General features: G+C 68.1%; 10 protein-coding genes. 1 reads left to right on the top strand and 9 read right to left on the bottom strand.

The window, feature by feature from the left end; all coding sequences use genetic code 11:
* Window positions 1-144: 144 nt before the first annotated feature.
* The 5 genes from NQ204_RS18890 to NQ204_RS18910 all read right to left on the bottom strand — a co-directional run bounded on the left by NQ204_RS18890 (window position 145) and on the right by NQ204_RS18910 (window position 8866).
* A complete protein-coding gene (locus tag NQ204_RS18890; RefSeq protein WP_256644647.1) occupies window positions 145-1215 on the bottom strand; it encodes a sensor domain-containing diguanylate cyclase in 1071 nt (356 codons plus the stop codon).
* 87 nt (window positions 1216-1302) lie between these two features.
* A complete protein-coding gene (locus NQ204_RS18895; RefSeq protein WP_116865403.1) occupies window positions 1303-2025 on the bottom strand; it encodes a pseudouridine synthase in 723 nt (240 codons plus the stop codon).
* Between the two features lie 34 nt (window positions 2026-2059).
* Window positions 2060-3670: a diguanylate cyclase gene (locus tag NQ204_RS18900; RefSeq protein ID WP_305888485.1), complete on the bottom strand. Its 1611-nt coding sequence runs from the start codon at window positions 3668-3670 to the stop codon at window positions 2060-2062.
* 627 nt (window positions 3671-4297) lie between these two features.
* On the bottom strand, window positions 4298-6673 hold the full coding sequence (locus tag NQ204_RS18905) for a putative bifunctional diguanylate cyclase/phosphodiesterase (protein ID WP_488192382.1): 2376 nt from the start codon (window positions 6671-6673) through the stop codon (window positions 4298-4300).
* Window positions 6674-6919: 246 nt separating this feature from the next.
* On the bottom strand, window positions 6920-8866 hold the full coding sequence (locus tag NQ204_RS18910; protein ID WP_256644650.1) for a DEAD/DEAH box helicase: 1947 nt from the start codon (window positions 8864-8866) through the stop codon (window positions 6920-6922).
* 245 nt (window positions 8867-9111) lie between these two features.
* Here NQ204_RS18910 and NQ204_RS18915 point away from each other — a divergent pair, with 245 nt between their 5' ends.
* Window positions 9112-9333, top strand: a complete 222-nt coding sequence (locus NQ204_RS18915; RefSeq protein WP_108768272.1) for an RNA-binding S4 domain-containing protein — start codon at window positions 9112-9114, stop codon at window positions 9331-9333.
* 20 nt (window positions 9334-9353) lie between these two features.
* Here the strand turns inward: NQ204_RS18915 and ubiM are convergent, their stop codons facing one another.
* From ubiM to NQ204_RS18935, 4 genes are all read right to left on the bottom strand, one after another.
* A complete protein-coding gene (gene ubiM, locus NQ204_RS18920) occupies window positions 9354-10532 on the bottom strand; it encodes a 5-demethoxyubiquinol-8 5-hydroxylase UbiM (RefSeq protein ID WP_256644651.1) in 1179 nt (392 codons plus the stop codon).
* Between the two features lie 87 nt (window positions 10533-10619).
* Window positions 10620-11009 (bottom strand): MAPEG family protein, encoded by a 390-nt coding sequence (locus NQ204_RS18925; protein WP_116865212.1) that lies wholly within the window; start codon window positions 11007-11009, stop codon window positions 10620-10622.
* Window positions 11010-11021: 12 nt separating this feature from the next.
* Window positions 11022-11585 carry a DUF4019 domain-containing protein gene (locus tag NQ204_RS18930; RefSeq protein ID WP_116865213.1) on the bottom strand — a complete coding sequence of 188 codons (564 nt, stop codon included), beginning with the start codon at window positions 11583-11585 and terminating at the stop codon, window positions 11022-11024.
* A 58-nt stretch (window positions 11586-11643) separates the two neighbouring features.
* Window positions 11644-12810, bottom strand: a complete 1167-nt coding sequence (locus tag NQ204_RS18935; protein ID WP_116865214.1) for a COG3904 family protein — start codon at window positions 12808-12810, stop codon at window positions 11644-11646.
* Between the last annotated feature and the right edge of the window lie 315 nt (window positions 12811-13125).

Consider the following 13125-nt stretch of genomic DNA (forward strand, 5'->3'; position numbering starts at 1 on the left):
CCCCAGATTTTGCACGCAGAAGACGGCATACCAGATTAATCGGTACGTCTCGTGGGCTCGGATTTGTGTATAAGAGACAGGCTCTACAGAAAGCCAAAAGCAGCCGAGCATGGCTCGGCTCTACAGCTTCCGCCGCGCAGCGGGTTACGGCGCCAGTTCCACCCGGTTGCGGCCGTTGCCCTTGGCCCGGTACAGCGCGGCGTCGGCACGGGCCAGGGTCTGGTCGGTGGTTTCGCCGGCCTGGTACTGGGCCACGCCGATGCTGACCGTCACCGGGAAGCCCAGCGGCAGGTCAGCCACGGCCATGCGCAGGAACTCGCACTGCAGTTCGGCGGTGCGCAGGTCCACGTCCGGCATCAGCGCCACAAATTCCTCGCCGCCATAGCGCGCGGCCATGCCGCGGCCGGAGAAATGCGAGCGCAGCAGCGCGCCCAGCTCGGCCAGCACCCGGTCGCCGGTGGCATGGCCCTGGAAATCATTGATGTGCTTGAAGTGGTCGATGTCGACCAAGGCCACGCAGGTCTGCCGCGGCTGGCCATCGGCGCTGGTCACTGCGTCCTGCAGGGCGGCGGCCATCGCGCGCCGGTTCGGCAGGCCGGTCAGCGCGTCGGTGCGGCTCTGTTCGGTCAGGTCGGCGTTCTGCGCCAGCAGCACGTCGTGGTACTCGGACAGCAGGCGCTCGTAATCGTCGCGCTGCATCATGTGGCTCTGGATATCCCGTGCGAAGCGGCGCAGTTCCATTACCAGCATGACCTGGCGCGACAGCGCGGCCAGTGCCTCGGCCTGGCTGGCATCCAGGTACTGGGGCTCAGGATCGAACACGCACAACGTGCCCAACGGCTGACCATCGCTGCTGATCAGTGGCGCACCGGCATAGAAGCGCACATGCGGATCGCCGGTGACCAGTGGGTTATCGTGGAAACGGACGTCATGCTGCGCATCCTCCACCACCATGACCTCTTGCGGTTTCAGGATCGCGTGCCCGCACATCGAATCGTCACGCGGCAGCTCGACCGCCGAGGTTCCGTTGATCGACTTGAACCACTGTCGTTCAACATCGATCAGGGTGACCGCAGCCATGCTCGTGCCACACACGGCCTTGGCGATGACCACCAGGTCATCGAAGGATTTTTCGCGCTCCGAATCCAGGATGTGATAGCGGCGCAGCGCTTCCAGGCGTTGGGATTCATCAGTCGGCTTGTCGGGCTTGATCATGCAGCGTCACGTTCCGGCAGGTCATTGCCGAGTCTAGCGGATGATGCGGCCCGACAGTCGAGGGCAGGCTCGGCGCTACAGGCTTCGTTACCAGTCCTGATGCTTGGGGAGCAGCCCGCGCAGTTCCTGCTCGGTCAGGTTGCGCCACTGGCCCGGCTTCAGCGCACCGATCTTGATGTTGTCGATGCGCACGCGGCGCAGCTGGGTGACGCGATAATCGAACGCGGCGGCCATCAGGCGGATCTGCCGGTTCAGGCCCTGCTCGAGGGTGATGCGGAAGCCGAACTTGGCGATGCGCGAGGTGCGGCACGGCAGGGTCATCTGGTCGTGGACACGCACGCCGCGGGCCATGCCGCGCAGGAATTCATCGGTGACCGGCTTGTTGACCGCCACCAGATACTCCTTCTGGTGGCCGTTCTCGGCACGCAGGATCTGGTTGACGATGTCGCCGTTGCTGGTCATCAGGATCAGGCCCTCGGAATCCTTGTCCAGGCGGCCGATCGGGAAGATGCGCTGCTCGTGGCCGACGAAGTCGACGATGTTGCCCTTGACCGAGCTTTCGGTGGTGCAGGTCACGCCCACCGGCTTGTTCAGCACGATGTAGACGTGGCGGCGGGCGCCGGGCTTGCGGGCCACGCGCACCTGCAGCGGCTGGCCGTCGACCAGCACGGTGTCACCTTCGCCGACCACGGCGCCGGTACCGCCGGGGTGGCCGTTGACGGTGACCCGGCGGGCGGCGATCAGGCGATCGGCCTCGCGGCGGGAACAGAAGCCGGTTTCGGCGATGTATTTGTTGAGTCGGGTGGTCATGGCCCCATTATCGGCCATCGCCGCCCCGCCCGGGTCACGCCGGCAGCAATGGATCGACGGTTTCGCCGTCAAAGACCCGGTTGCGACCGCTGCGCTTGGCCACGTACATGGCATGGTCGGCCCGCCGCAGCAGCGCGGCCAGGTCGTCCTCGCCCGGTCGCCACTGCGCCAGGCCGATGCTGGCGGTCACTTCCAGGCCCGGCACCTGAAGGTGCCGGCACAGCTCGGTGATGCGCTGGCGGAGCTGCTCCAGGCGGGTGGCGGCAAGCTCACGCGGCATGCCCGGCAGCAGCAGCAGGAACTCCTCCCCGCCCATGCGCACCACCTCGTCCTGGTGGCGCACGGCCGCACGCAGGGCCTGGGCCACGGCCACCAGCACCTGGTCCCCGACCGCATGGCCGTGGCGATCGTTGATGTCCTTGAACAGATCGATGTCGAGGAAGCCGATGACCAGCGTGCCGCCCTCGCGCTGCACCCGCTGCAGCTGCTGGTCCAGCTGCTGCAGGCCGGCGCGGCGGTTGGGCAGGCCGGTCAGCATGTCGGTCTCGGCCAACTGGCGCATCTCGTCGCGCTGCTGGCGCAGCCGGCCCAGCCGCTGGTTGAGCGCGTAGGCGGCCATCATCAGCAGCCAGGTGACGGCCAGCTGCAGCGCCTCCACCCGGTATTCGAACAGCCACTGCGCGCGGGTCGCATCAGCTACCACCAGTACCAGCATGGGCGACAGCGAGGCCAGCCCGGCCACGGCCCAGGCATCGCCGCGCACGCGCGCCCACACGCCCATGGCCAGCGACAGCAGGCAACCGCCGATGAAGCAGGCCTGCAGCACGCGCGCGACCACCGCCAGGCTCTCCCGCTGCAGCCAGGGCACAAGCACGGCCACGCCCATCAGGCCCCACAGCAGCAGCTGCTGGGCCAGGCGCGAACGCGGCAGCACGCGGTCACCGCCATTGAGCCGCCACAGCGCGGGCAGCACCAATGCCAAGGTCGCCGCCGTCAGCGACAGCAGCCACCAGGGACCGCGATCGCCGATCGGCAGCCACGGTTCGGGGTAGCCACTGAGGCCGCCGAGGATGGACTGCCACAGCACCAGCACCACGGTGGCGACGATATAGAACAGGAACGTGCGGTCACGCGTGGTCAGGAAGGCCATCAGCGCCGACAGCGCCAGGGCGATGGCCACGGCGATGCAGGCTGCGCGCACCAGCAGGCGCGCGGTGTCGTTCTGCTGCACGGGACTGGGCGCACCGAGCAGCAGCGTCGGCACCCAGCGCGCCTTCAACGGCCTCTGCCAGGACACCACGAACGGCTCATGGCTGCCGGCCGGCGGAACCGCGACCATGCCGATGCCGGCGCGGAAGCGCGAATCGCGGGTGCGCGCGTCGTGCATGTTGCCGCAGATCTCGCGGTCGCCATGCTTGAGGCGCACTTCGCCAGCGAACACGTTGAACACATCCAGCGCCTGCGGCTCGCCGGACCAGCCTTCGGGTGGCGCTTCGACGGTGACCTGCTGGCGGTCGCCGGACAGCATCTGCGGCGTACAGGCGCGATGCGGGGTGGGCTCATCGGTGGCGACGCCGACCAGCAGGTAATCGCGGCCGTTTTCGACCGTTCGCGCATGGCCGAGCCATGGCGCGGCGAGCACCATCAGCAGCGCGACCAGCACCGCCCCCGTTCCGTAACGCCACTGCCTGCCGACCACGCTACATCCTGCTTCTGCTTACGCCCGCGCCCGCTGCGCGTCGCCCCTGGCGGGCATTATCGCAGCGGAATGAGCCAGGAATGTGTAGGCCAATGGTGGTAGCACGGCAGGGCTTGCAGCCCTGCACCTGCCGAAGCCAGAGCCGAAGCAACAGCAAAAGTTGGCTATCGGTGGGTTGGCGGCGTGGGGGTCGCGCCATCCATTGCGCCCCCCCCCCTCTCAACCGGACCCACCCCGCCTTCGACAGTTCTCCGCGATCTGTCGGAGCACGGGGTCGGATCCCGTTGCTGTGCAACGGGCTCTCACCCCAGACTTATTTCGATATCGGACACATGTGTCGACCAAGGTCGACACCTACCAGCAGTACACGGGATTTGTCAGAGGCGGGGCGGTGTGGGTGAGCAGGACCGTTGGCGCCATGGATGGCGCCATCGAGCCCCCATGGACGGGTTTACGGCGTGTCCTGCCCATCCACACCGCCCCGCCATCCCACGGAATGCCGCTGTTGCTGTTGCTTCGGCCGTTGCCGTTGCATTGAGCAGGTGCAGGGCTGCAAGCCCTGCCGAAAACCCCCTACCCCGTCGGGCCCTGGGTGCCGACCAGCCGCACTGGCCGCTGGTTGGCCAGCGTCAACCGCTCCAGTGGCTGCGGCCGCTCGATCGCATAGCCCTGCAGCCCCTCCACCCCCATGTCGGCCAGCGTCTGTGCCACCTCGGCCGTCTCCACCCACTCGGCCACCACTTCCATCTGCAGCTCGCGCCCCAGCTCGCTGATCGCCCGCACCGTCGCCCGGCTCACCGCATCGGTGTCCATGTCCCGCACGAACGCGCCGTCGATCTTCAGGATGTCCGCCGGCAGCTGCCGCAGATACCCGAACGAGGACAGGCCCGAGCCGAAGTCATCCAGCGCCATCCGGCAACCCCGCGCCTTCACCGCGTCGATGAACGCCCGCGCCTGGGTCAGGTTGCTGATCGCCGCCGTCTCGGTCACTTCGAAACAGAGCTTGGCCGCCAACGCAGGGTTGCGCTCCAGCAGGTCGCAGACGAAGGCCAGGAAGCTCGGCTCGGCGATCGACTGCGCCGACACATTGACGTTGCACAGGCCCAGCTGGCGTACATGCGCCGGGCATACCTGCAGGTGGCGGAACAACAGGCCGAGCACATGGCGGTCCAGCGCCACGGCCATGCCATAGCGCTCCACCGCCGGCATGAACTGGCCCGGCAGGTGCAGCGCGCCGTCGGCATCGCGCATGCGCACCAGCACCTCGTAATGAAGGTAGCCGGGATCGCCGACCTTGGCGATGCGCTGGGCATACAGCAGCATGCGGTTCTCGGCCATCGCCCGGCTCACCCGCTGCAGGCGTTCGGCCTCGTGGCGGCGTTCGTCCAGCGCGAGGCGGTCCTCGTTGAAACAGTGCACGCGGTTGCGGCCGGCCTGCTTGGCTGCATAGCAGGCGCTGTCGGCGGCACTCATCAGCCAGTTCACGTCGGGCGCATCGGCGGTCACCTCCACCACGCCGATGCTGCAGCTCAGCTGTGGGCTGCCCTCGCTGATCGGGAACGTGGCCTGCCCCAGGTTGCGGACCAGGCGCTGCAGCACGCGCTTGGCCTCATCCTGGCTGGCCCGGCCTAGGAACACCGCGAATTCGTCGGCGCCCAGCCGCCCCACCCAGTCACCGTCGCGCACCGCGCCGACCAGGTATTCGGCAAAACCGCGCAGCATCTGGTCACCCGCGGCGTGGCCGAAGCTGTCGTTGACCAGCTTGAAGTGGTCCAGGTTGATGTAGCACAGCGAATGCGTGCCGCCCTCCGAGCGGACCTGCAGCAACGCGCGTTCCAGCAGCCGCTCGATCTCGCGGCGGTTGATCAGTCCGGTTAGCGGATCGTGGCTGGCGTGGTGCTCGATCTCGCGGGCCAGCGCATGGTTCTGGCTGACATCCTCGATGATGGAGAACACCGACAGCCGGCCGCCGGCATTGCGCACGGCGGTGCCGCTCCAGCGGCCCCAGACCAGGCTGCCGTCACGGCGGCGGAAGCGCAGTTCGCCCGGCCGCAGCTGGCGATCCCAGTCGATGCGGCCGTCAGTGTCCAGCACCAGCTCACCATCCATCAGCAGGTCGCCGAGCGCCATCTGCTGCAGGACATCGCGGCGGTAGTCGAGGATGTCCGCCATGGCCTGGTTGGCCTCCATCACCCGCCCGGCCGCATCCAGCTTCAGCATGCCCACGTTGGCCTGGTAGAAGGCCGCGCGGAAGCGGCTTTCGTGCTCGGTCAGGTCCGTGCCGACCCGGCGCGCCAGGGCTATCGCCATCAGGGTGATGACCAGTACCGAGAAGCCGCCGACGATGAGGGTGGCGATGCGCACCGTATGTGCCATGCGCAGCAGGGCCTGGGAAAATGCTTCGGCCTGCGATTGCAGCTGCAGGTCCACGTCGTGCACGCGCTGCATGTAGTGGTCGCGCACGCGGGGCTGCTGCAGTGATTGCGGCGGCACCTTGTCCAGTTCGTCGATCAGCGCCTGCATGGCCAGCAGGTGCGTGTCGGTCTGCCGCCACAACCGGGTGGCTTCACTGAACTCGCCGAGGTCACGTGCGTAACGGAACGAGAAAATCAACCGCGAGACGTCCTCGCGTGCGTTGCCGCCGCGCAGGAAGCCCTCGCGCGCCTTCGCCAGGTCCGGCTCGGGCTGTTCCAGGGCCAAGCGCGCATGCAGATCGCCCAGCGGCACCTGCAGGGCGCGCCGGGCGTCGTTCAGATCATGCGCATCTCCGCGTGCCAGATAGCGGCTGAGCGCGGCGGTGGCATCCTGCTGGCCACGCGACCAGTGCCCCTGGCCCGCAATCCAGGCGGTGGACGCCGCCTGCAGTTCCTGGATCAACGCGGACAGGCCGACCAGTCCGATCGCCGTGCCCGTCAGAAGTACGAACCGCACCCACAGACCACGGGTCATTGGTACCCGCCGCCGATGCTGCTCCTTGCCTCTACCCATCCCGGATCCCCCCGAATGTGCGGTGACAGCCTCCTTGTCCAACTATGCCAGCCTATGGCCGCCCCTGTGTGGACCATGCGAAGCCGGACCACGAAAAAGGAGTATGGAGGGGACTGAATCGATTCAATCCACTCCACACCCCTCGTTGTGGCCCTGAACGGACAACGCCAGCCCGGGGCTGGCGTTGTTCAGGCACTTCGCGGTGGATCAGTAGCTGCGCGGGCCGCGCGGCTTGAAGCCGTCACGACGCGGCGGACGGCTGTCGCGGTCACCGCCGCGGTCGCCACCCGGACCACCGTGGCCACCCGGGCCGCCCGGACCACTACGGCGCGGACCACCCGGACCACGCTTGTCGAAGCGCGGCTTGAACGGACGCGGTGCCGGGTTGGTGTCTTCACCCGGGGCCAGCGCACGCATCTGCAGCTGCTGGCCGGACACCCACACCTTCTGCAGGTGCGAGAGCACGTCCTGCGGCATCTGCGCCGGCAGGTCCAGCAGCGAGAAGTCGTCGTGGATGTCGATGCGGCCGATGAAACGGCTTTCCAGGCCGGCTTCGTTGGCGATGGCGCCGACGATGTTGGCCGGCTTCACGCCGTGCTGGTGGCCGACCGAGATGCGGTAGGTCTCCATGCCCTGCTCCGGCGCACCGCGCGGCGGCACGTCACGACGCGGACGCTGCTCGAAGCCACCCTCACCGTCTTCACGGCGCGGGCCACGCTCGAAGCGTGGGCCACGCTCGTTGCGGTCGAAGCGATCACCACGCTCCGGACGGTCGCCACGGTCGAAACGCTCACGCGGCGCACGCTCCTCACGCGGGGCGCGCACCGGCGGCTGCAGCAGGAACGGAGTATCGCCCTGCAGCATCTTGGCCAAGGCAGCAGCCACTTCGATGGCCGGCACGTTCTGCTCGTTCTCGAAGCGTTCCAGCAGCTGGCGGTAGAAGTCCAGGCCGCCGGCACCGAGGGTTTCGCTGATGCGCGAGGTGAACTTGTTGATGCGGGTGTCGTTGACCGCTTCCACGCTCGGCAGCTGCATTTCTTCGATCGGCTGGCGGGTGGCGCGCTCGATCTGGCGCAGCATGCCCTTCTCGCGCGGGGTGGCGAACAGGATCGCCTCGCCGCTGCGGCCGGCACGGCCGGTACGGCCGATGCGGTGCACGTAGCTTTCGGTGTCGTACGGGATGTCGTAGTTCAGCACGTGGCTGATGCGCTCCACGTCCAGGCCACGGGCGGCCACGTCGGTGGCAACCAGGATGTCCAGCTTGCCTTCCTTCAGCATGGCGATGGTGCGCTCACGCTGGGCCTGCTGCATGTCGCCGTTGATGGCGGCAGCGGCCAGGCCACGGGCCTGCAGCTTGCCGGCCAGTTCCTCGGTGCCGGCCTTGGTGCGGGCGAAGATGATCATCGCGTCGAACGGCTCGACTTCAAGGATGCGGGTCAGCGCGTCCAGCTTGTGCATGCCGCTCACCCACCAGTAACGCTGGCGGATGTTGGCCGAGGTGGTGGTCTTGGCCTGGATGGTGACTTCGACCGGATCCTGCAGGTAGGTCTGGGCGATGCGACGGATCTGCGGCGGCATGGTGGCCGAGAACAGGGCCACCTGGCGCTGCTCCGGCAGCTTCTTCAGCACGGCTTCGACGTCGTCGATGAAGCCCATGCGCAGCATTTCATCGGCTTCGTCCAGCACCAGGGTCTTCAGCTCGGACAGGTCCAGGGTGCTGCGGTCCAGGTGGTCGATCACGCGGCCGGGGGTACCGACCACGATGTGCACGCCGCGGCGCAGGGCCGACAGCTGCTGGCCGTAGGGCTGGCCGCCGTACACCGGCAGCACGCGGAAGCCGGGGATCTTCGACGAATAGGACTGGAAGGCCTCGGCCACCTGGATGGCCAGCTCGCGGGTCGGCGCCAGGATCAGGGCCTGGGGCTTGATCTGCTGAAGGTCGATGTTGGACAGTACCGGCAGGGCGAAAGCCGCCGTCTTGCCGGTACCGGTCTGCGCCTGGCCCAGTACGTCGCGGCCTTCCAGCATCGCCGGGATGGTGGCGGCCTGGATCGGCGACGGGGTTTCATAGCCGATGGCGGTGACGGCCTGCATCACGGGCTCGGACAGGCCGAGCTGCGCGAACTGCAGTGGCGCTTGGGAATCTTGGGACATGGGGAACTCCAAAGGCACGGCCATCTGCATGGCAGTGCGATAAAAAAGGGATGGTCCGCGCTTTGGGCGCCCTTCTTATCGCGTGCCCTGGCGCTGCTCGGTCGGAGGAGATTTCACTCACTCAGAGCGGAATGATACCGCACTCTCCCTGAACCATGCGTACAGGAAACCATTCGCATCCCCTTCCGGGTCGCGCTGGCGCACAATACGCGCCCTTCCCGCCCGCTTACCAAGGATACCCCACCATGCAGATCCTCGAATTCGACCTCGACGGCGAGTACGTTGAACTCAAGCAGCTGCTCAAGCTGGCCGACCTCGTCACCAGCGGCGGCGAGGCCAAGATGGTCATCAGCGAAGGCCAGGTGCTGGTCGATGGCGAGGTCGAGCTGCGCAAGGCCTGCAAGATCCGCGCAGGCCAGGTGGTTGAATTCGCCGACAGCCAGATCCGGGTGCTGGCCGCCGGCTGATCCAGGCGGGCCCAGCCGGTTCAGGCCACCCGCTGGGTCAGGTGCGCGGCGATCAGCTGCCGGAACGGCGCCACGCCCTGCGCCACCCGTAGCCCGGCCGCGCGCAGCAGGCGCGCCGGCCGGCGGTCGTCCGTATACAGGCTGGCAATGGCGTTGGTGGCCTCGTACAGCGGCCGCGACGCCAGCCGATGGCCGCGCTGGTAGCGGCCCAGCATGTCGGTCGCGGCGATGTCCTCGCCCCTCCGCTGCTGCGCCAGAATGCCCTGCGCCAGCCGTTGCGCACCGGCCAGGCCCAGGTTGAAGCCATGCGCGGTGACCGGGTGCATGCCCACCGCGGCATCGCCGATCAGCGCCGAACGCTCGCCGACAAACTGGTGCGCGTACACCCCCACCAGCGGATACGCCTTGGGCGTGGCCACTGGCTGCATCTGCCCCAGGCGATGCTCGAAGCTTGCGGTGATGGCCTCGCCAAAGCCCACCTCGTCCATCGCCAGCAGCTCCTCGATCTGCCGCGGCGGCAGGGTGATGACCGCCGAGGCCTGGCCCTCATTGAGCGGCAGCAGCGCCATCGTGCGGCCATAGCCGAACCATTCCCACGCCGCGTGATGGTGGTCGCGCTCGACCTGCATGCGGCAGACCAGCATCGACTTGCCGAAGTCGCGCATCTGCGCGCCGATGCCGAGCATGCGGCGGGTCGCCGAGAAGCGGCTGTCGGCGGCGACCAGCAGGCGGGCATGCAGTTCGCTGTCGTCATCCAGCGTGACCACGTGGCCCTGGGCGTCGGCCTGCACGGCCAGCACCTTGCGGCCATCGAACAGTTCCAGCCCGGCCTGGCCCTGCACCGCCTCCCAGGCGGCACGGCGGATCAGGTGATTGGGTACCAGCCAGCCGAGCGGCTGGCCATCGCGCTGGCCACTGGCGAAGGTCAGCGCGAACGGCGAGCCGCCGTTCAACACCCGCGCGTCGCGCAGCTCGGCAATTTCGGCTTCGGGCAGGCGCTGCCACAGGCCCAGCTGTTCCAGGCTCTGTCGAGACGCATGGGTCAGGGCAATCTCGCGGCCATCGAAAGCCGCCCGGGCCAGCGCCTGGCGTGGCTGCGCCTCGACCAGGCCGACCTGCATTCCACTGCCGGCCAGCGCACGCGCAAAGCACAGGCCCGCAGGGCCCGCACCGACCACTACCACGTCCATCCTGCGCATCCGCGCCTCCTGCCGTTGATTCCAGTCGCGCCCAGCATAGCGCCAGGCGCATGACCGGCCTTGATCTGGATCAGGCCCGCGCCTGCCTCAGAGCAGTGCGAACACCAGCTTGAAGATCGCCACGATCGAGACCACCCAGACCAGGCTGCGCACGTAGGGCACGCCGGCCGCGTACAGCGGCAGGTAGACCACCCGCGCCCAGAAATAGACCTGCGCGGCCAGCACCGTGGTCTCGTTGCTGCGCCCGGCCACCACCACCGCGATCGCGGCGGCAGCGAAGAACGGGAAGGTTTCGAAGAAGTTGGCCTGCGCCCGCTTCAGCCTTCCCGCCAGCGGGCTCAATGGCACGTCGGGCGCATCGCGCGCCGACGCGTTCCACTTCATCCCGCGTTCGTGGGTGACCACGGCAGACGCGGCGAAGATGTACACAAAGCCGAGCAACATCGCCCAGGCCAGCAGGGTCAGCTCAGTGGCCATCGAGGTTCTCCGTCAGGGTGCGGACGCGCGCAGGCTGTAGCCGGCCAAGCGCCAGGTCTTGTCCTCGTCGAAACGGAACGAGACCAGTTCGCGCACCGGCTGCGCGCTGTTGGCGAAGCGGGTCGGGAAACTGACATTGATGTACAGGCCTTCCGGCACGGCGGCACCAGCGGCGTACTTGACCCGGGTGATGGTCGGCTGGCCGCGGCCGTTCATGGTGCCAAGGCGGGTGCGATCGGCGGCCAGCTGGCTGACGAACGCCGCCTTGGGCACCGCGCGGCGGGCCACGGCCGAGGCACCGTCCCACAGCTCACCGGCACGGTTGCTGTCCACCAGCTGCGCGGCCTTCAGTGCCGCAGCGCTCATGTCCGCATCCTGCTTCTGCACCTGTGCCTGCTGCGCAGCGGTCAGGGCCGGGGCCGCCGGTGCGGCAGTGGCCGGCTTGGCAGCCGCCGGGGTCGCCTGCGCCGGGCGTGAGGGGGACGGTGCGGGCGTGGCCGGTGCCGGGGCTTGCGCCAGCGCGGTCAACGGCAGCAGGGACAACAGCAGGAACTTCGGCAAACGCACGCGCTTCATGGACACCGCCGGTTCAAGGGTAAGAACCGCAGTCTACTTCAGCCCGGTGAGTACGCCGTCAGCGCGCGGGGGCGCTGGCTTCCACGGCCGCGGCATCGCCCTGCGCGGCCGGCGCGGCGCCATCGGCGGCCGGTTGTTCGGCTACCGGCGGCTTCTCCGGCGGGGCCGGCGGCATGGTCGCCACATCGATCTCCGACAGCGGGCTCTCTTCCGGGCACACCTCATCGGGGAAGCCAAAGCGCTGCTTCAGCGCCTGGCCGCAGCTGTTGATCGATTCCATGTCCGCGCCTTCGCGCTTGCACTGCTGGTCGAAGGCCACCAGGAACGCATCCTTTCGCTGCACGAAATCATCGCCACAGGCACGCATCTGCTTGATCCGCTCCAGATCGTCCTGCACCGCGTTGGTCCCGTCCAAGCCGTACTGGCGCAGCTCGTCGGGGGTAAGAAGGCGCAGGCTGCGGTTGGGCACGGTCATCATCAGGTCGGCCACGCCCACCGCCACGCCGTTGCGCTGCAGGTAATCCTTCACATTGTCGTAGACCTCGTGCAGCTCGCGGTTGAGCTCGGCGCGCGAGGTGGCCTTGGAACTGATGCGCATCATGCGATGGATGCCGACCTTGCCCGACAGCAGCCGGTTGTCGCCGGCCGCGAGCACGAACACACAGGCGCTGTGGCAGATGGAACCCTCGCGCACCCAGATGGTCCAGCCCGACTCACCGATGCTGTCGCCGGCCACGATGGCCGATTCAACCTGGCCGCCGCTGGAATCGAGATCGAGGATGCGCTTGTGGATCTTCAGCGCATCGGCCACCACCGCCAGCCGCCACATCATTTCGGCGAAGCCTGGATTGATCTTGCCGTGGTAGCGCACGCGCAGCAGCCCGCGCTCGGCACAGGGCTGCATGGCCTGCTCGATCTGCTCGCGCTGCAGGCCTTCCAGTTCAACGCCGTCCCCGCCATCGACGGCGTAGTCGGTACCGCAGCTGATCCAGGCCTGGCCGTTTTCCAGCTGCGCCTGCGGCCACGCCCGATCCGCCCGGCTGCGCGGCGGCGCCACCGGCGGAGGCGGTGCGTCAGCCGCATTGATCGACACCATGTTCTCGCCATCGCTGGCCGGCGCCCGCGTCGCCTTGTCGGCGGCAGTGACGTTGCCAGGGTTCTCCAGCTGGCTGCAGCCCGCAAGGGCCAGGCACAACAGGGGCAACCAGCGGAATCTGACGGACATCGGGCAACCGGGCTTCATGGGAACAAGGCCCCAGTCTACCCGCCCCTGCCGCGCATTCAGCGCGCGCCACTGAACCCCTTCTGACCCAGGGGGGAAAGCGTGCCGACCAACGGTCGGCACCTACCAAGGGCAAAGCAAAAGCGTGTCCACAGCAGCGTTCGCCCCCAAGGGGTCAGAGCCGTTTTCCAACGGAAAACGGATCCGACCCCGAGCCCACCAAAAGCCGCGACCAACTGTCAGAGGCGGGGGGGGGGGGGGGGGGGGGGGGGGGGGGGGGGGGGGGGGGGGGGGGGGGGGGGGGGGGGGGGGGGGGGG

This window comes from Stenotrophomonas testudinis, from assembly GCF_024499815.1.
Classification (GTDB): Bacteria; Pseudomonadota; Gammaproteobacteria; order Xanthomonadales; family Xanthomonadaceae; genus Stenotrophomonas.

What these genes read in the sequence shown, in the direction of transcription:
- NQ204_RS18890 (WP_256644647.1), bottom strand. Translation starts at nt 1,215, where the DNA reads ATGATCAAGCCCGACAAGCCGACTGATGAATCCCAACGCCTGGAAGCG.
- NQ204_RS18895 (WP_116865403.1), bottom strand. Translation starts at nt 2,025, where the DNA reads ATGACCACCCGACTCAACAAATACATCGCCGAAACCGGCTTCTGTTCC.
- NQ204_RS18900 (WP_305888485.1), bottom strand. Translation starts at nt 3,670, where the DNA reads ATGGTGCTCGCCGCGCCATGGCTCGGCCATGCGCGAACGGTCGAAAAC.
- NQ204_RS18905 (WP_488192382.1), bottom strand. Translation starts at nt 6,673, where the DNA reads ATGACCCGTGGTCTGTGGGTGCGGTTCGTACTTCTGACGGGCACGGCG.
- NQ204_RS18910 (WP_256644650.1), bottom strand. Translation starts at nt 8,866, where the DNA reads ATGTCCCAAGATTCCCAAGCGCCACTGCAGTTCGCGCAGCTCGGCCTG.
- NQ204_RS18915 (WP_108768272.1), top strand. Translation starts at nt 9,112, where the DNA reads ATGCAGATCCTCGAATTCGACCTCGACGGCGAGTACGTTGAACTCAAG.
- ubiM (WP_256644651.1), bottom strand. Translation starts at nt 10,532, where the DNA reads ATGCGCAGGATGGACGTGGTAGTGGTCGGTGCGGGCCCTGCGGGCCTG.
- NQ204_RS18925 (WP_116865212.1), bottom strand. Translation starts at nt 11,009, where the DNA reads ATGGCCACTGAGCTGACCCTGCTGGCCTGGGCGATGTTGCTCGGCTTT.
- NQ204_RS18930 (WP_116865213.1), bottom strand. Translation starts at nt 11,585, where the DNA reads ATGAAGCGCGTGCGTTTGCCGAAGTTCCTGCTGTTGTCCCTGCTGCCG.
- NQ204_RS18935 (WP_116865214.1), bottom strand. Translation starts at nt 12,810, where the DNA reads ATGTCCGTCAGATTCCGCTGGTTGCCCCTGTTGTGCCTGGCCCTTGCG.